This is a genomic window from Vibrio sp. sp1 (assembly GCF_016920955.1).
In the GTDB taxonomy this organism is placed as follows: domain Bacteria; phylum Pseudomonadota; class Gammaproteobacteria; order Enterobacterales; family Vibrionaceae; genus Vibrio; species Vibrio alginolyticus.
Genome location: NZ_CP060589.1, coordinates 2,364,930 through 2,382,339, shown reverse-complemented (window position 1 = coordinate 2,382,339; position 17,410 = coordinate 2,364,930). Strand labels below are relative to the sequence as shown.

Below are 17,410 nucleotides of genomic sequence, written 5' to 3'. Positions count from 1 at the left end.
ACACTGCGACATTCCTAAGAGCGAGTAAATTAAACCGAACGATTAACCAACATCGACTTAATGTGACCGATGGCTTTCGTCGGATTTAATCCCTTAGGACAAACACTTACACAATTCATGATGCCATGGCAACGAAAAACGCTAAATGCATCATCAAGATCAGACAAACGTTCATCTGTTGCCGTATCGCGGCTATCAATTAGCCAACGGTACGCTGCGAGAAGACCAGCTGGGCCGATGAATTTATCAGGGTTCCACCAGAATGATGGGCAAGACGTTGTACAACATGCACACATGATACATTCGTACAATCCATCTAAATGCGCACGATCATCAGGCGATTGTAGGTTCTCACGTGATGGTGGTAATGCACCATCATCAATCAAGAATGGTTTAACTTTCGCATAGTTATCATAGAACTGCGTCATGTCAACGATAAGATCGCGCACGACAGGTAACCCTGGTAGTGGACGAATAACTATCTTATCGCCTTGTAGAGCAGATAACGGTGTGATACACGCTAGGCCGTTTTTACCATTCATATTCAAACCATCAGAACCACATACCCCTTCACGGCATGAGCGACGGAACGCGATGCTTGGATCTTGCTCTTTTAGCAGAATCAATGCATCAAGCACCATCATGTCTGAGCCTTCGTCTACCTCAAGGGTATACTCTTTCATGTAAGGCTTGGTATCCACATCCGGATTGTAACGGTATAAAGAGAAGTTTAATTTCATAGTCGTATCCTCCCTTTAGTATGTACGTACTTTCGGCGGGAAAGCTTCACGATGCGTTGGCGTCATGTTCACATCACGCTTAGTCATCGCTTCTGTTTCCGGATTGTAGATAGAGTGGCATAGCCAGTTCTCATCATCACGCTCAGGGAAATCGAAACGAGCATGTGCGCCACGACTCTCTGTACGGTAGTTCGCTGCAACGGCAGTTGAAAACGCGGTTTCCATCAGGTTATCAAGTTCTAGACACTCGATACGCTGCGTGTTGAACTCTGAAGACTTGTCCGCTAGATGCGCATCTTTCAAACGTTCGCGAATCACTTTCAACTCTTCTAGACCGGTTGCCATCGCATCGCCTTCACGGAATACCGAGAAGCTGTTTTGCATGCATGCTTGTAGGTCTTTACGAATCTGAACTGGATCTTCACCACCAGTGCTGTTTTCCCAACGCATAGTACGCGCTAGAGACGCTTCAATATCAGATTCTGTTGCAGGACGAGCTTCTGCTTGCGCTGCTAGCGTTTCGCCAAGGTGCAAGCCAGTAGCACGACCAAATACGACCAAGTCTAGTAATGAGTTGCCGCCCAGACGGTTAGCACCGTGTACCGATACAGAAGCAATCTCACCACATGCGTAAAGGCCTTGTACTTCCATCTCGCTACCGTCGGCCTTCTGCTTAATTGCTTGGCCAGAGACTTGAGTAGGTACACCACCCATCATGTAGTGACAAGTTGGAATTACTGGAATTGGCTCTTTCACAGGGTCAACGTGTGCAAATGTACGAGACAGTTCACAGATACCTGGTAGACGTGATTCAAGTACTTCTTTACCAAGGTGATCAAGTTTCAACTTGATATGTGGACCCCAAGGACCATCACAGCCGCGGCCTTCACGGATTTCAATCATCATTGAACGAGCAACCACGTCACGACCAGCAAGGTCTTTCGCGTTTGGTGCGTAGCGCTCCATGAAGCGTTCACCATCTTTATTTAGAAGGTAACCACCTTCACCACGACAACCTTCCGTCACTAGAACACCCGCGCCAGCAATACCTGTTGGGTGGAACTGCCACATTTCCATGTCTTGCATTGGAACGCCTGCGCGAAGTGCCATACCAACGCCATCACCCGTGTTGATGTGCGCGTTAGTGGTCGATGCGTAAATACGACCTGCACCACCTGTAGCTAGAATGGTTGCTTTTGATTTGAAGTAACAGATTTCACCCGTTTCCATACAAATCGCAGTACAACCCATGATTGCGCCGTCTTGGTTTTTCACAAGATCCAAAGCGTACCACTCCGAGAAGATGGTTGTTTTGTGTTTTACGTTTTGCTGGTAAAGCGTGTGAAGAAGTGCGTGACCAGTACGGTCTGCTGCAGCGGCTGTACGAGCAGCCTGCTCACCACCAAACTCTTTAGATTGACCACCGAATGGACGTTGGTAGATGGTACCATTATCAAAACGAGAGAATGGCAGACCCATTTTTTCAAGCTCGATAACTGACTCAGGACCATTTTTACACATGTATTCAATCGCGTTCTGGTCACCGATGTAGTCGGAACCTTTAACGGTATCGTACATGTGCCATTGCCAATCGTCTTTGTGCGAGTTACCCAGAGCAACAGTAATGCCACCCTGTGCAGACACAGTATGAGAACGTGTTGGAAATACTTTTGACAACAAAGCACATGATAGGCCTTGTTCTGAAATTTGTAGTGCAGCGCGCATACCTGCACCACCAGCGCCGATTACTACGGCATCAAACTCACGAACTGGAATAGACACTTACGCACCCCACAGAATAAATAGACCAGAGAAGACATAGCCGAATAGCACGGCAATAACACCAAGTTGTAGTGCGCCACGTAGTTTCGCGCACTTAATGTAATCAGTTAATACCTGCCACAAACCAACCCATGCGTGAATCAGGATCGAGACAAGTGCCAACATGGTGAATACTTTAGTGAAGGTACCACCAAAGAATTGGGTCCAAGATGCGTAAGAGATATCTGAAAATGCACAGAAGCTAATCAGATAAATCGTGTATAGCGTCATAATGATTGCAGTTGCACGAATTAGTAGGAAATCGTGTACACCATTACGACCAAATGAAGATACGTGTTTTACCATACCAAGATCCCCGCCAATAATGATAATACTGCTGTTGCACCAAACGCGACTTTAGCGCTCATCGTGCCTGAATCTAGTTCTTCAAAGTGACCTAGATCCATCAATAAGTGACGGATACCACCTGCGATGTGGTAGGCAAGTGCAGTAAGAATTCCCCACAGGATGAATTTTACGAAGAAGCTATCGACGATGTCAGCGGCTTCCATAAAACCCATTGGGGATGACAGAGAAATGGATAGTAACCACAGTAATATACCCACCGCAACAAACGTAATTACCCCAGACACACGGTGTAGGATGGATGCGATTGCTGTGATAGGAAAGTGGATGGTCTGTAAATCTAAATTAACAGGTCTTGACTTTCTTTCTTTCACGGGCTTGCTCACTCAGCTCCATTGAGCATTTATTGTTATAACCAATTTCAGCTTCCAAACGTACAAAAGTTAACACCTATTTAACAAATATCGCGAGTAACCACTCAGATAATTGTAAACAAGTTGTTAACAAACGGAATCCAGCAACAAACCTCACTCTTTGTTTCTAGCCCCGAATTTATAAGGATTTAACTAAAATTTTCTTTGCCAATATACGGCGAGCAACATTCTAATACAATTGGTGTAACAAATTATGCTACATAGAACAGATTTTTAACGATTTTCATGAGAAAAATCATAACAAGTGCACACAAAGATGGAGAAAAATTGACTTTAAGCTTTAACAACAGTACAAAAATGGCACATAAACATCCTGGACGGATTAAATAATAAACAAAGGAGATTGTTATGGCGGATAAGAAAGCGACCCTTCATGTTGAAGGTCAAGCGCCAATCGAACTGCCAATTATGGACGGTACGCTAGGTACACCTGTAATTGACGTTCGTAAGCTGGGAGCCAATGGTTACTTTACTTTTGACCCAGGTTTTCTTGCCACTGCATCTTGTGAATCATCAATCACGTACATCGATGGCGGCAAAGGTATTCTTTTGCACCGCGGTTTCCCGATTGATCAATTAGCCAATAACGCAGATTACTTAGAAGTATGTTACATCCTTCTTTATGGTGAAGCCCCTACCCGAGAACAATACGAGCAATTCAAAACGACCGTTACTCGTCACACAATGGTACACGAGCAAATCGCAAGCTTTTTCCATGGCTTCAGACGCGATGCTCACCCAATGGCGGTAATGTGTGGTGTAGTTGGAGCACTTGCAGCCTTCTATCACGACTCTCTTGACATTAACAACGACGAACACCGCGAAATTGCAGCGTACCGTCTGCTGTCAAAAATGCCAACACTGGCGGCGATGTGTTACAAATACTCTATCGGTCAGCCATTTATTTACCCTCGTAACGACCTTAGCTACGCTGAGAACTTCTTGCATATGATGTTCGCAAACCCTTGCGAAGAGTATGAAGTAAATCCTGTGGTTGCCCGTGCGATGGATAAGATTTTCACTCTACACGCGGATCACGAACAGAATGCGTCGACATCAACTGTACGCCTAGCTGGCTCTTCTGGTGCGAACCCATTTGCATGTATTGCCGCTGGTATTGCATCCCTTTGGGGACCTGCTCACGGTGGTGCAAACGAAGCCTGCTTGAGAATGCTAGAAGAGATTGGCAGCGTCGATAACATCCCTGAATATGTAGACCGCGCGAAAGACAAAGATGACCCATTCCGCTTAATGGGCTTTGGTCACCGCGTTTACAAGAACTACGACCCACGTGCGACAGTAATGCGCGAAACGTGTCATGAAGTTCTCAAAGAGCTAAACATTCAAGACCCTCTGCTAGACGTTGCAATGGAACTTGAGCGCATTGCGCTTTCTGATGAGTACTTCGTGTCTAAGAAGCTGTACCCGAACGTAGACTTCTACTCAGGTATCATTCTTAAAGCGATTGGTATTCCAGTTTCTATGTTTACGGTTATCTTCGCGATTTCTCGTACCATCGGCTGGATTGCTCACTGGAACGAAATGCACAGCGATCCACTGAACCGCATCGGTCGTCCTCGTCAGCTATACACTGGCGAAACACAACGTGAGTTTTCTCCACTTCACGAACGTGAATGATCTTTTAGTACGAAGATAGACAAACAAAAGGGTTGAGATTTTCGTCTCAACCCTTTTTTCTTTTTTGCGTTTAACGTTATTAATGGAGAACGCTAAACCGGATTATCAATATCGATAAACTCCACATGTAGGCCATATTCATCCGCTAGCCATTTGCCTAAGGCCTGAACACCATAACGCTCAGTAGCATGATGACCTGCAGCAAAGTAATGAATGTCCATTTCACGAGCGGTATAAGTGGTGCGCTCTGAAATTTCTCCAGAGATAAATGCATCCAGCCCGTGCTGTACAGCAAGTTCAATGAAATCCTGCCCTCCACCAGTGCACCAGCCGACTGTCTCAATCATCTTATCGGTATTCTCTGGAGCGATATGCAGAGGCTCTCTATCAAGAACTTGGTTGATCTTACTCGCAAATTCAACACCAGACATCGGCTTTTTCAAGCGCCCAAACATAACAACTGACTGAGGGTGCCCTTCAAGCCCACCTTCTACTTCGATTTCAAGTAAGCGAGCTAATTCAGCGTTGTTGCCTAGCTCTGGATGAATATCTAGAGGAAGGTGATAACCATATAAGTTGATATCGTTTTTGATCAGACTACGAATTCGTTTACCTTTCATGCCACGAATTGGCTCAGGCTCACCTTTCCAAAAATAGCCATGATGAACAAGCAATGCGTCTGCATTAAGCTCAATCGCTTTATCGATTAAGGCTTGAGAGGCGGTTACGCCAGTGATAACACGCTTTACCGCTGATTTCCCTTCTACCTGTAACCCATTTGGTGCGTAATCTTTAATTAACTGCGGTGACAGTTTGTCATTAAGAATCTGTTCTAGCTTTAAGTTATTCATTATTACTTCCAATTTCTAGCGCATGTAAACCTAAATAACCTCTTGATGGAATCAGACGAAAGAATGCAACCTAGTTGATACAACAACGTTTTGACATCTGGCACCTTGATATCATTTAGGTCTTTAAAGTGTATCTCGAACCCTAATATCGATGCTAGCCACCCTACCCTCAAAAGCAAATTTAGTTACAATAACAAAGCTTGTCGCCTCACCATAAATTTAGGGATACGGATGAACCAACTGCAACGCTTTTACCAATGGATCGCCACTTCACCTCCGCTTTTCAAGTTAACCCCTCCGTTTGCAACCTTAGAAGATATCTCGGTCAAACCTTTGAATAGCTCAGAACAATACAATGGTAATCCGAGACTGGGTTTTTTATATCAGCACCTATGCACTGCGGCTCTTTCTAATTCAGAACGATATCAGATTATTGCCGAAGAAATTCAGTTAAACGACGCGGAAGGTAAGACCATTGGTGCTGTCGATTTAGTGTTGAGGAATACAGAATCAAATCAGATAGAACATTGGGAAGTGGCGATTAAGTTTTATCTTCTTTACAACGGCATTTGGTATGGCCCGAATGCTCACGACCAGTTACATGTAAAATTGGATAGAATGCTCACGCATCAGCTGAAAATGAGCGATCGCCCGGAATTTCAAAAAATAATTCCTTTAAACGACTCTCCAGAAGAGCGCCTAATGATGCAAGGACGACTCTATATTAATCCGTTTACTCCAGAGCCAACTCCTAAGGAGTGCTTGGGTTATGAATTAAATCCAAGTCAGATTAGTGGTTACTGGTGCTATCAACGTCAATGGGATTTAATTGGTAAACCCCTTTATCATTTACATAAACCATGCTGGGCGACCGGTACAGACGATTTCTCTCAACCTATTGAAAAGCCTTTAGATCGATTCATACACGCACAAACGGAAGACGGTCAATTCTGGTTTGTGGTACCAGATTCATGGCCCGGAGATAAAGCGGTTCGGGGCACTTAAACATGAAAGGGTTGATGTTTTCACATCAACCCTTTGCTAGATACATTGACCATTGGATGTTTTACAAACCAGCGGCTGCAAACACTTGATTAACGATCTCTTGTGCTTCAGCTTCGATTTGTTTCAGATGTTCTTCACCTTTGAAGCTTTCACAGTAAATCTTGTAGATGTCCTCTGTGCCTGATGGACGAGCAGCGAACCAACCGTTAGCCGTCGTTACTTTAAGGCCACCAATCGCAGCACCATTGCCTGGTGCATGCGTTAGACGAGCAGTGATCGCATCACCTGCTAGAGTTTCAGCCGCAACCATTTCTGGTGACAACTTCTTCAATACGTCTTTTTGTGGGCCATTTGCTACAGCTTGAATACGGTTGTACTTCGACTCACCGTGCTTCGCCGCTAGCTCTTCATAGTAATCTTGAGGGTTCTTACCCGTTACCGCAGTGATCTCTGCTGCTAGAAGGCATAGCAAGATGCCATCTTTGTCTGTTGACCAAGGTGTGCCATCTTTACGAAGGAAAGACGCACCAGCACTTTCTTCGCCGCCGAAACCAAACTTACCAGTGTACAGACCGTCTACAAACCATTTGAAACCAACAGGCACTTCACATAGCTCACGACCTAGATCCGCAACAACACGGTCAATCAGCGCACTTGAAACTAGTGTTTTACCAACAGCGACGTCTTTACCCCACGCGTCACGATGACGGTACAAGTAGTCAATACAAACGGCTAAGAAGTGGTTCGGGTTCATCAAACCTTTTGGCGTAACGATACCGTGACGGTCGTAGTCAGGATCGTTACCAAATGCTAAATCGTATTCGTCTTTCAGTGCCAATAGACCCGCCATTGCGTAAGGAGAAGAACAGTCCATACGCACAACGCCGTCTTTATCTAGCGACATGAATTGGAAAGAAGGATCGATCGATTCACTTACTAGCGTTAGGTCTAGGTTGTATGCCTGACCAATTTGACGCCAGTAATCGATACCGCTGCCACCCAATGGATCTACACCAATCTTCAGGTTCGCCTTTTGGATTGCTTCCATATCGATAACGTTCACCAGGTCATCGATGTATGGCTTCACCAAGTCCATCTCTACAAACAGATCCGATGCTTTTGCTTCTGCTAGTGGTAGGCGTTTCACACCTTGTAAACCTTCAGCAATCAGTTCGTTCGCACGATCTTCGATAGCTTGAGTCAACTCAGCTTCTGCAGGACCACCATGTGTCGGATTGTATTTGATACCGCCGTCTTGTGGTGGGTTATGTGATGGAGTAATAACGATACCGTCTGCTTTTTCATCGTGTTTGATGTTGTAAGTCAGAATCGCGTGTGAAATACCCGGTGTTGGCGTGTAACCGTTGTCTTGTTGGACAATCACTTTCACACCATTTGCAATCAGTACTTCAATCACACTTGAGAAAGCAGGCTCAGATAGCGCATGCGTGTCTTTACCCACAAACAACGGGCCAATTGTGCCTTGCTCAGAACGAACTTCTGCTACCGCTTGAGCGATCGCTAAAATGTGATTTTCGTTAAAAGTGTGCTTGTCTGCAGTACCGCGGTGGCCAGAAGTACCAAATTGAACTTTGTGTTCTGCGTTTGCCGCGTCTGGTTGAAGTAAGAAGTAGTTAGCAACGAGTGCTGGGATATTGTGAAGATCTTCCTGCTGCGCTTTTTGCCCAGCACGAGGGTGCATAGCCATGTTTGACATCCTTTCTTTCAATACAAATAAAATTAAAAAAGCCTCATAATATCCGCTCACTGCGACGCATTATGAGGCTTCTATCAGGTTTCTTAGATTGAACCTGTTACTTTTTCTATTAAGTCAGGTTGGAACCCCATGTGTGCCATCACTTGTTCAACCATCTGTCTTTTACGACTTGTATTGTTATTCGTGATAACCCAAAACGGTGTGCCAGGAATGGCTTTTGGCTTGGTCGTATTACCGTTTGCTAGCAAGGTTTCTTCATTATCTGCAAAGTACACGCGTTTGCGTCCTTTTACATTCGTAGCCTGGGCGAAACCTTCTGGATTCAATTTATGTAAGGTCGATAATACCAACATAAAGCGATCAATCGCTTTTTTTAGACCGGCAAACTCATCAGAAATAAGCAGCGAACGCATTTCTTTCACTACATCAACAGATTCCGTTTTACCCGCATCTTTACTTACTACAATCCCTTGTGGCTTCTCTACTACAGGCGCGGCTTTAGCTTCCTGCAACTGACCATCAAGGTTTAAAAGGCGTCGCAAAATATCCGAGGCGCTTTCACCGATATGCTTAGTTTGACTAGCTATATAACGGTATAGATCCTCATCAACCTCAATTGTTTTCATTCGCTTTTCACATTCTCAATGTTTAAACTCTGGGGGATTATAACGAGATCCACGCGGATACTCCACGTTAAACCCATCACGAATAAGATAAAATGTCAGCATTACTCAACTATAAGCAGGAAGGCCAAGGCCAAACAGTTGTTTTGATTCACGGATTGTTTGGTAGTTTAAGTAATCTGGGTCTACTCGCCCGCGATCTTATTAAAGATCACACGGTGATCAGTATTGATCTGAGAAATCACGGCCTCTCTTTCCACTCCGAAGTCCATAACTATACCGATATGGCAAAAGATGTGGCTCAGCTCCTTCAGCACTTAAACGTTGAGCCATCTATTGTTATTGGTCACTCCATGGGCGGAAAAGTCGCGATGGCTCTTGTGGACATTGCGCCAAATGTAGTCAAGCAGTTAGTCGTTCTCGACATGGCGCCTGTTGCCTACACTACGAACCGTCACGATAATGTTTTTAACGGCTTACATGCTGTTATTAATGAAAAACCAGCAAATCGACAGCAAGCCATGGATATCCTAGCTCAACATATTGAACTCGATGGTGTAAGACAATTTCTCTCTAAATCACTGTACAAAAATGGCGATAAGATGGATTGGCGGTTTAACGTACCGAGCCTTTTTGAGAATTATGACCAAATTATTGGCTGGCAAGAAATCACACCAACAGATATCCCAACTTTGTTTATCAAAGGCGGCGACTCTGACTACTTAATGCCAGAACATCAGCCGGCAGTGAAGCGACAATTTAACCATGCTAAAGCACACATTATCGCTGGCACTGGTCACTGGTTACACGCCGAGAAACCGACAGAAGTAATGAGAGTCATTCGAAAATACATTTCGAGTTAACAAATTCGAAAAGCAACACTAGATTATTGAAATAACCCTTCTTGTAGTGCATTAACTTTACCGTTTAACAGTGGTATAGTGCGCCCAAGATTTTTCGGCATGAAGGGCTAAAATGCTTTACGACTATATGGATATGCTCGAGTCTATTGGACTCGATCTTCTTTTTGCTGCTATCTTTTTTTTCATCGGGATGGCGATAAAAGATGTGCTAAAGCAAGGCAATGTACCTGTTTTTGGTCGTCGTATTGTGTGGTTAGTCCTTTTCCTAGGCTGTGCTGGCTTTATTGCAAAAGGTGTAATTCAGCTAACTTGGGAAGGCTCAGGGTTAGGTTAAACCCTTAGTAGCATCGCCAATAACAAACAATGTAAAGGTATAGACTCTATGGCAAGTGTAGGTATCTTCTTCGGTAGCGACACAGGTAATACTGAAGCCGTTGCAAAGATGATTCAAAAGCAACTAGGTAAACATCTAGTTCACGTTCAAGACATCGCGAAAAGCAGCAAAGAAGACATTGATAACTTCGATCTTCTTCTTCTAGGTATCCCAACTTGGTACTACGGCGAAGCACAATGTGATTGGGATGACTTCTTCCCTGAGCTTGAGCAAATCGACTTCTCTACTAAGCTAGTGGCTATCTTTGGCTGTGGCGACCAAGAAGACTACGCAGAATACTTCTGTGACGCGATGGGCACAGTCCGTGATATCGTTGAATCTAAAGGCGGCACAATTCTTGGCCATACCTCGACAGAAGGCTACGAATTTGAAGCGTCTAAAGCACTTGTTGAAGGTGACGAAAGCCAATTCGTAGGTCTATGTATTGATGAAGACCGCCAACCAGAATTGACTGACGAGCGTGTTGAAAGCTGGGTTAAACAGATCTATGAAGAGATGTGTTTAGCTGAGCTAGAAGGCTAATCAAATTGAATGATGCAAAGACCTCCACTTGGAGGTCTTTTTGTATGTATTGTCACACAGCATCGGTAAGTACTTCCTCTTCGCGATACTGAGGTTTCTTTCTTACATAAAGCTTGCGTTGAACCTCTGAAACCACATTCCCCTGTTTATCTTTTACATGAGTAATAAACTCAGGAAAACACTTTTCTCCATTCCGTGTCATTTGATAAATGTTTTCCAGCATCCCTTCAGTGACCTCAAATTCTGCAAACAAATCACTTTGCCCCGGCTTAATAAAGTTAATGTTTGCCTCTTTATCCCACACATAATATTCCTCTCGTAGAATCCCCATCAGCATCAACGAGTAAATAGGATCAGTTAAAGAGAAAATACTGCCGCCATATTGGGTGCGATTGGCATTTTTATTCCACCAGCGAAGCTTTAAACGTACCTTTACAGTACGGAAGTCTTGAGAAATATGTAAGATTTTAATACCCGCCCCCCAAAAAGGAGGCCAAATATTGAGTGCGAACTTTACAATTCCTGGTTTGTATATCTTCGCTAGTCGCCTATTCATCGCTATCCCTGCCCTCTCCAAGCTTAATGTTACACAATTGTAACTGGTCAGAGCTGTAATATAATGGACCTGTTTCTAATTTACAAAAAGATTCTATTAACCCTTTGAAGTTCGTGGTTTAATGTTCCGAACGCTTATCCTATAATGGTAGGAAGATTGAATTCTGTTAAATCGCTGCAGATGATCCAACGGGAAAGTATATGTCAGATAATAATCAGGCGCTGAAGGATGCGGGTTTAAAAGTAACCCTTCCGAGGCTAAAAATTCTAGAAGTACTTCAGCAGCCAGACTGCCAGCACATCAGTGCTGAAGATTTGTACAAAAAGTTGATTGATCTAGGTGAAGAAATTGGCCTAGCAACTGTTTACCGAGTTCTAAACCAGTTCGACGATGCTGGTATTGTAACTCGTCACCACTTTGAAGGTGGAAAGTCAGTCTTCGAATTATCGACTCAACATCACCACGACCACCTAGTGTGCCTAGACTGTGGTGAGGTAATTGAATTTTCTGACGATCTTATTGAAGAACGTCAAAAAGAGATTGCAGCTAAGTACAATGTCACACTAACAAACCACAGCTTATACTTGTACGGCAAGTGTAGCGATGGTGGTTGTAAAGACAATCCAGATGCACACAAACCGAAAAAATAAGGGTTTGTTAATTTAAAAAGTAAACGCCAGCACATGCTGGCGTTTTTTGTTTCTAGAAGTAAGTACCTTAGACGTCAGCACTTTGGTTACAGAACAAAAGCTACTAAACGCCCATCTTTTTCTCCACAGTCTTGCACATCTATATAGCGCTCTGTGGGAGTAGGTATAAAAAATGCCAGCGTTTGCTGGCATTTTTTCATCATTCTCAGCATTAATCGAGATTATTGATTCTCAATTTTTGCCCAGGTATCACGTAGACCGACCGTGCGGTTGAATACTAGATTATCTGCTGAAGAGTCTTTCGAGTCTGCACAGAAGTAACCCATACGTTCAAATTGGTAACCTTTTTCTGCTTCTGCAGAAGCTAGGCTAGGCTCGACAAAGCCATTGATCACAACTAATGATTCAGGGTTGATAGTAGAAGCAAAATCTTCCGCTGCGCCTGGGTTTGGCACCGTAAATAAACGATCGTACAGACGAATTTCCGCTGGAAGAGCTTTATCAGCTGACACCCAATGAATAACGCCTTTCACTTTACGACCATCTGCTGGGTTTTTACCTAGCGTATCTGCATCGTAAGAACAGAAGATCGTTGTGATGTTGCCTTCGGCATCTTTTTCAACGCGCTCAGCTTTGATCACGTAAGCACCACGTAAACGAACTTCTTTACCTAGCACTAAACGCTTGTACTTTTTGTTCGCTTCTTCACGGAAGTCTTCACGCTCAATCCACAATTCACGCGTGAATGGCACTTCACGCACGCCCATTTCAGGTTTATTTGGGTGGTTGGCAACTGTCAAGTTTTCTACTGCGCCTGCTTCAAAGTTTTCGATAACAACTTTAACAGGATCCAGTACAGCCATTGCACGCGGAGCGTTCTCGTTTAGGTCATCACGAATACAAGATTCTAATGAACTAAACTCGATCATATTTTCTTGCTTCGTTACACCAATACGCTTACAAAACTCACGAATAGATGCAGGTGTGAAGCCACGACGACGCAGACCTGAGACAGTCGGCATACGTGGATCATCCCAACCATTAACCAGTTTTTCAGTAACTAGCTGGTTAAGCTTACGCTTAGACATCACTGTGTATTCAAGGTTTAAACGACTGAACTCGTATTGATGTGGACGGCTTTCGATCGTGATGTTGTCTAGAACCCAATCGTACAGACGACGGTTATCCATGAATTCAAGCGTACAAATAGAGTGCGTAATGCCTTCTAATGCATCAGAAATACAGTGCGTAAAGTCGTACATTGGGTAAATGCACCACTTATCACCAGTTTGGTGGTGCGTAGCAAAACGCACACGGTATAAAACTGGATCGCGCATGACCATGAATGAAGAACCCATGTCGATTTTAGCACGAAGACACGCTTTACCTTCTTCAAATTCACCAGCGCGCATTTTTTCAAACAACGCCAAGTTCTCTTCAACAGAACGGTCACGGTATGGACTTGGTTTACCTGGCGCCTTTAGTGTGCCGCGGTATTCACGAATTTGCTCTGGACTTAGCTCATCTACGTACGCTAAGCCTTTGTTAATCAATTCAATTGCATATTCGTAAAGCTTATCGAAGTAGTTTGATGAGTAACATACTTCACCACTCCACTCAAAGCCCAACCAGTTTACATCTTTCTTGATAGACTCAACGTATTCGATGTCTTCTTTTTCAGGGTTTGTATCGTCGAAACGCAGATTACATTGACCCTGGTAGTCCTGAGCAATACCGAAGTTCAAACAGATAGACTTAGCATGACCGATATGCAGGTAGCCATTTGGCTCCGGCGGGAATCGAGTATGCACGCTAGTGTGTTTACCATCCGCTAGATCTTTATCAATGATCTGGCGAATAAAGTTTGATGGACGAGCATCAGCTTCACTCATCTATAGCACCTCAAAAATATTAGTATTGTCAGAGAAAACGGAACCCTGTATCCAAGTATGGTTTCACAGAGTACATTGTTCCTAATGATCCACAATTCTAAGCAATTAGACAACAAGAACTCGCTCTAAAACGACAATATTTATCGAGTTAGCGTGAAAGCAAAGCAGATTCAAAGGGCCTAAACGAAAAAAGGCCTCCTGCGGAGGCCTTTTGCGATGTTGTAGTATCAATTGTTTGCAATACCAATAACAAACAATCACACCACTATTAAACAGTTAAGCTGGTAGCTGAACACCACTTAAGTCTTCATCTTTAGATACATTCTTCATCTCACCAGCAACAATCTCTGCTAGTGGACCAAGGATAACTTGTAGGTTGTTTGTACCTAGCTTCACAACTCCCATAGCTCCAAGATCTTTCAGAGTTTTCTCATTGATAACGCTCATATCTTTCACAGAAAGGCGCAAACGAGTAATACAGGCATCGATAGAACTTAGGTTGTCATGACCGCCAAGTGCTTTCAAGTACTGACGAGCAAGCTCTGAAGAATTGCTTGATCCAGCCACGTTAGATGAAGCTTCTTCATCATCTTCACGTCCCGGTGTTTTAAGGCCAAACTTAACAATCACGGTACGGAACACGAAGTAGTAAACCGCAAAGAAACCAAGACCTTGTACAATGAGCATGTACCAGTTTACCGCTAGCGGGTTACGAGTCGACAATACTAAGTCGACTAAACCAGCAGAGAAACCGAAACCTGCAATCCACTGCATTGATGCCGCGATATAAACTGATAGACCAGTCAGCGCTGCGTGAAGAACGTACAGTCCTGGAGCAAGGAACATGAATGCAAATTCAAGTGGTTCTGTTACACCTGTAAAGAATGAAGCAAACGCAGCTGCAATCATGATAGATGCCACTTTCTCTTTATTCTTTGATTTCGCAGTATGGTACATCGCTAGAGCAGCGCCTGGTAAACCAAACATCATGATTGGGAAGAAGCCCGCTTGGTACATCCCCGTAACACCTACCGTTGCCGTGCCTTCAGCTAATGATTTCGCACCGCCAAGGAAGTTTGGAATGTCATTAATACCAGCAACATCAAACCAGAACACTGAGTTTAGTGCATGGTGCAGACCAACAGGAATTAGAAGACGGTTGAAGAATGCGTAAACACCTGCACCTGCTTCACCCATACCTTGAATGCTTTCACCAAAACTTACCAGACCGCCGTAAACTGATGGCCAAACGTACATCAGGATGAACGCAATAACGATACCAGCAAAAGACGTTAGGATCGGTACAAGACGCTTGCCAGAGAAAAACGCCAGTGCTTTGTGCAGCTCTACGTGAGAAAAACGGTTGTACAACTCAGCAGAAACAATACCAACCAAGATACCGACGAACTGGTTATTGATTTTACCAAATGCAGCAGGTACTTCACTTGGGTCAATGCCTTGAATTTGTGATACTGCACCAGGGGCCAAAAGCGTTGTGACAACTAAGAAGCCCACGAAACCTGAAAGTGCAGCGGCGCCATCTTTGTCTTTAGACATTCCGTAAGCAACACCAACAGCGAACAATACTGACATATTGTCAATGATCGCTGCACCAGCTTTAATAAGAAATGCAGCAAGTGCACTGTTTGCGCCCCAGCCATTTGGGTCGATCCAGTAGCCAATACCCATGAGTATTGCTGCTGCAGGAAGTGTGGCAACCGGCACCATAAGCGCCTTACCCACCTTCTGGAAGTATCCGAGAATGTTCACCTTAAGTTCCCCCTATAGGATTAGATGTTATGTTGAATGACTTATTTCAGCCGTCCAATTTAGTCATCCTAAGTTTATGATATTAATTTTGCTCCGCAAATTAAAAGCTCACCGTTTGTGATCATAATCACCACAATTTGCCCTTTCGGAAGGTTTTTGCTAGCGAGATCATAAAACTTATTTTATTATACGAAAAAATGGCGTTTTAAAGATAATATTCTCGCACTTTATGCAAGGCAGAATCAGTGTTATTTTGGTATCTAGGCGGGTAAATCACTGTAACTTTGCTCTGAAAAAGAATCATAAAAAACCATACAATTATTACTTTTCAGTTAGTTACTATGACAATAACATCGATAAAACGCGACTTGCTGTATGTGACTCGTTATCTAATTCAGTGATACAAACTAAGTACCCATATGACTGAAGCAGTCTCTACTTAGATAACGATATAGAAATTGAATTCTCATCTATAAGGACTAGCTGACTATGTACGCGCTAAGTAACTGTAAAATTTATACCGGTAGTGATGTTCTTACCGATCATGCGGTCATCATCGAAAACGATCTTATTCAATCTATTGTGCCGGTTTCTGAGCTACCTCAAAGCATCGAAGTAAAAGACCTTGCAGGCGCTAATCTAAGTCCAGGCTTTATCGATCTGCAGTTGAACGGTTGTGGCGGTGTAATGCTAAACGATGCAATTACCCCTGAAACCATGCAAATCATGCACCAGGCAAACCTCAAATCTGGCTGTACTAGCTTCCTGCCAACACTCATTACGTCATCTGATGAAGATATGCGAACTGCAATTGCCGCAGCTCGTGAGTACCACAACAAGTATCAAAATCAATCGCTTGGTTTACACCTCGAAGGTCCTTACCTTAACGTCGCGAAAAAAGGCATCCATAACGTCGATTTTATTCGCCCATCAGACGAAAGCATGATCGACCTTATCTGCGCAAACGCCGATATCGTAGCGAAAGTAACGCTAGCACCTGAGCATAACGACCCAGAGCATATTGCGCGATTAAAGGCTGCTGGCATCGTGGTTTCAATTGGCCACACAAATGCAACCTACGCCGAAGCACGTAAAAGCTTTGAAGCAGGCATTACTTTTGCCACACACCTCTTTAATGCAATGACACCAATGGTTGGTCGTGAACCAGGAGTTGTTGGTGCAATTTACGATACTCCTGACGTATACGCTGGCATTATTGCTGATGGTTTTCACGTCGACTACGCAAACATCCGAATTGCTCATAAAATCAAAGGTGAAAAGCTTGTTTTGGTGACGGATGCCACAGCTCCAGCAGGTGCTAACATTGATCACTTTATTTTTGTCGGTAAGAAAGTATATTACCGAGATGGTAAGTGTGTTGATGAAAATGGCACGCTAGGCGGCTCAGCTTTGACAATGATTGAAGCAGTTCAGAATTCAGTTGAGCACGCGGGGATCGCTTTAGACGAAGCTCTACGAATGGCCACGTTATACCCAGCAACAGCAATTGGTGTTGAGGATCGCCTTGGCCGAGTTCGAAAAGGGATGGTTGCAAACCTGACTATTTTCGATCGTGACTTTAAAGTAAAAGCGACGGTTGTTAACGGACAATACGAGCAAAATTAAGC

The 17,410-nt window shown here is 43.8% G+C and carries 17 protein-coding genes; 7 read left to right on the top strand and 10 right to left on the bottom strand.

The features are described from left to right. Nucleotides 1-29: 29 nt before the first annotated feature. The 4 genes from H9L11_RS11245 to sdhC are packed head-to-tail and all read right to left on the bottom strand — an operon-like array spanning nucleotide 30 to nucleotide 3,253. Nucleotides 30-740: a succinate dehydrogenase iron-sulfur subunit gene (locus H9L11_RS11245; RefSeq protein WP_005382174.1), complete on the bottom strand. Its 711-nt coding sequence runs from the start codon at nucleotides 738-740 to the stop codon at nucleotides 30-32. 15 nt (nucleotides 741-755) lie between these two features. After that, the gene (sdhA, locus tag H9L11_RS11240) at nucleotides 756-2,522 is read right to left on the bottom strand and encodes a succinate dehydrogenase flavoprotein subunit (protein WP_005382172.1); all 1,767 of its coding nucleotides are present in this window, start codon (nucleotides 2,520-2,522) and stop codon (nucleotides 756-758) included. Further along, nucleotides 2,523-2,867 (bottom strand): succinate dehydrogenase, hydrophobic membrane anchor protein, encoded by a 345-nt coding sequence (gene sdhD, locus H9L11_RS11235; RefSeq protein ID WP_005382169.1) that lies wholly within the window; start codon nucleotides 2,865-2,867, stop codon nucleotides 2,523-2,525. Continuing rightward, nucleotides 2,861-3,253, bottom strand: a complete 393-nt coding sequence (gene sdhC, locus H9L11_RS11230; RefSeq protein ID WP_017634811.1) for a succinate dehydrogenase cytochrome b556 subunit — start codon at nucleotides 3,251-3,253, stop codon at nucleotides 2,861-2,863. The genes sdhD and sdhC overlap by 7 nt, the downstream gene beginning before the upstream one ends. A gap of 396 nt (nucleotides 3,254-3,649) precedes the next feature. Here sdhC and H9L11_RS11225 point away from each other — a divergent pair, with 396 nt between their 5' ends. Further along, a complete protein-coding gene (locus H9L11_RS11225; RefSeq protein WP_005382163.1) occupies nucleotides 3,650-4,939 on the top strand; it encodes a citrate synthase in 1,290 nt (429 codons plus the stop codon). Between the two features lie 92 nt (nucleotides 4,940-5,031). Here H9L11_RS11225 and H9L11_RS11220 read toward each other — a convergent pair whose 3' ends face one another. Further along, a complete protein-coding gene (locus tag H9L11_RS11220) occupies nucleotides 5,032-5,790 on the bottom strand; it encodes a Nif3-like dinuclear metal center hexameric protein (RefSeq protein ID WP_033906914.1) in 759 nt (252 codons plus the stop codon). Nucleotides 5,791-6,021: 231 nt separating this feature from the next. Here H9L11_RS11220 and H9L11_RS11215 point away from each other — a divergent pair, with 231 nt between their 5' ends. Continuing rightward, entirely contained in the window at nucleotides 6,022-6,795 is a 774-nt protein-coding gene (locus H9L11_RS11215) for a DUF1853 family protein (RefSeq protein WP_033906915.1), read from the top strand. 61 nt (nucleotides 6,796-6,856) lie between these two features. On the opposite strand, the gene pgm is transcribed toward H9L11_RS11215, so the two are convergent. Both pgm and seqA read right to left on the bottom strand, forming a co-directional pair. Further along, on the bottom strand, nucleotides 6,857-8,503 hold the full coding sequence (pgm, locus tag H9L11_RS11210) for a phosphoglucomutase (alpha-D-glucose-1,6-bisphosphate-dependent) (RefSeq protein ID WP_033906916.1): 1,647 nt from the start codon (nucleotides 8,501-8,503) through the stop codon (nucleotides 6,857-6,859). Nucleotides 8,504-8,595: 92 nt separating this feature from the next. Beyond that, nucleotides 8,596-9,138 (bottom strand): replication initiation negative regulator SeqA, encoded by a 543-nt coding sequence (gene seqA / locus H9L11_RS11205; RefSeq protein ID WP_005382149.1) that lies wholly within the window; start codon nucleotides 9,136-9,138, stop codon nucleotides 8,596-8,598. Nucleotides 9,139-9,230: 92 nt separating this feature from the next. Between seqA and H9L11_RS11200 the strand changes: the two genes are divergently transcribed. From H9L11_RS11200 to fldA, 3 genes are all read left to right on the top strand, one after another. Next, a complete protein-coding gene (locus H9L11_RS11200; protein ID WP_017819953.1) occupies nucleotides 9,231-9,998 on the top strand; it encodes an alpha/beta fold hydrolase in 768 nt (255 codons plus the stop codon). A 112-nt stretch (nucleotides 9,999-10,110) separates the two neighbouring features. After that, nucleotides 10,111-10,332, top strand: coding sequence for a DUF2788 domain-containing protein (locus H9L11_RS11195; protein ID WP_005393038.1), 222 nt, complete (start codon nucleotides 10,111-10,113; stop codon nucleotides 10,330-10,332). Nucleotides 10,333-10,380: 48 nt separating this feature from the next. After that, nucleotides 10,381-10,914, top strand: a complete 534-nt coding sequence (gene fldA / locus H9L11_RS11190) for a flavodoxin FldA (protein WP_005382146.1) — start codon at nucleotides 10,381-10,383, stop codon at nucleotides 10,912-10,914. 52 nt (nucleotides 10,915-10,966) lie between these two features. Here the strand turns inward: fldA and H9L11_RS11185 are convergent, their stop codons facing one another. Further along, nucleotides 10,967-11,470, bottom strand: coding sequence for a DUF4442 domain-containing protein (locus H9L11_RS11185; RefSeq protein WP_205390757.1), 504 nt, complete (start codon nucleotides 11,468-11,470; stop codon nucleotides 10,967-10,969). Nucleotides 11,471-11,670: 200 nt separating this feature from the next. Between H9L11_RS11185 and fcrX the strand changes: the two genes are divergently transcribed. Beyond that, a complete protein-coding gene (gene fcrX / locus H9L11_RS11180) occupies nucleotides 11,671-12,120 on the top strand; it encodes a ferric iron uptake transcriptional regulator FcrX (protein ID WP_005382141.1) in 450 nt (149 codons plus the stop codon). Between the two features lie 221 nt (nucleotides 12,121-12,341). Here the strand turns inward: fcrX and glnS are convergent, their stop codons facing one another. Both glnS and nagE read right to left on the bottom strand, forming a co-directional pair. After that, nucleotides 12,342-14,012 carry a glutamine--tRNA ligase gene (glnS, locus tag H9L11_RS11175; protein ID WP_005382124.1) on the bottom strand — a complete coding sequence of 557 codons (1,671 nt, stop codon included), beginning with the start codon at nucleotides 14,010-14,012 and terminating at the stop codon, nucleotides 12,342-12,344. A gap of 276 nt (nucleotides 14,013-14,288) precedes the next feature. Continuing rightward, entirely contained in the window at nucleotides 14,289-15,782 is a 1,494-nt protein-coding gene (gene nagE, locus H9L11_RS11170; protein ID WP_005384985.1) for an N-acetylglucosamine-specific PTS transporter subunit IIBC, read from the bottom strand. A 489-nt stretch (nucleotides 15,783-16,271) separates the two neighbouring features. On the opposite strand from nagE, the gene nagA reads away from it, so the two are divergent. Next, entirely contained in the window at nucleotides 16,272-17,408 is a 1,137-nt protein-coding gene (gene nagA, locus H9L11_RS11165) for an N-acetylglucosamine-6-phosphate deacetylase (protein ID WP_005384983.1), read from the top strand. Nucleotides 17,409-17,410 lie beyond the last annotated feature (2 nt).

Excerpts from the sequence above, each read along its gene's own strand:
- H9L11_RS11245 (WP_005382174.1), bottom strand. The coding sequence starts at position 740 with ATGAAATTAAACTTCTCTTTATACCGTTACAATCCGGATGTGGATACC.
- sdhD (WP_005382169.1), bottom strand. The coding sequence starts at position 2,867 with ATGGTAAAACACGTATCTTCATTTGGTCGTAATGGTGTACACGATTTC.
- H9L11_RS11225 (WP_005382163.1), top strand. The coding sequence starts at position 3,650 with ATGGCGGATAAGAAAGCGACCCTTCATGTTGAAGGTCAAGCGCCAATC.
- H9L11_RS11220 (WP_033906914.1), bottom strand. The coding sequence starts at position 5,790 with ATGAATAACTTAAAGCTAGAACAGATTCTTAATGACAAACTGTCACCG.
- H9L11_RS11215 (WP_033906915.1), top strand. The coding sequence starts at position 6,022 with ATGAACCAACTGCAACGCTTTTACCAATGGATCGCCACTTCACCTCCG.
- pgm (WP_033906916.1), bottom strand. The coding sequence starts at position 8,503 with ATGGCTATGCACCCTCGTGCTGGGCAAAAAGCGCAGCAGGAAGATCTT.
- seqA (WP_005382149.1), bottom strand. The coding sequence starts at position 9,138 with ATGAAAACAATTGAGGTTGATGAGGATCTATACCGTTATATAGCTAGT.
- H9L11_RS11200 (WP_017819953.1), top strand. The coding sequence starts at position 9,231 with ATGTCAGCATTACTCAACTATAAGCAGGAAGGCCAAGGCCAAACAGTT.
- H9L11_RS11195 (WP_005393038.1), top strand. The coding sequence starts at position 10,111 with ATGCTTTACGACTATATGGATATGCTCGAGTCTATTGGACTCGATCTT.
- fldA (WP_005382146.1), top strand. The coding sequence starts at position 10,381 with ATGGCAAGTGTAGGTATCTTCTTCGGTAGCGACACAGGTAATACTGAA.
- H9L11_RS11185 (WP_205390757.1), bottom strand. The coding sequence starts at position 11,470 with ATGAATAGGCGACTAGCGAAGATATACAAACCAGGAATTGTAAAGTTC.
- fcrX (WP_005382141.1), top strand. The coding sequence starts at position 11,671 with ATGTCAGATAATAATCAGGCGCTGAAGGATGCGGGTTTAAAAGTAACC.
- glnS (WP_005382124.1), bottom strand. The coding sequence starts at position 14,012 with ATGAGTGAAGCTGATGCTCGTCCATCAAACTTTATTCGCCAGATCATT.
- nagA (WP_005384983.1), top strand. The coding sequence starts at position 16,272 with ATGTACGCGCTAAGTAACTGTAAAATTTATACCGGTAGTGATGTTCTT.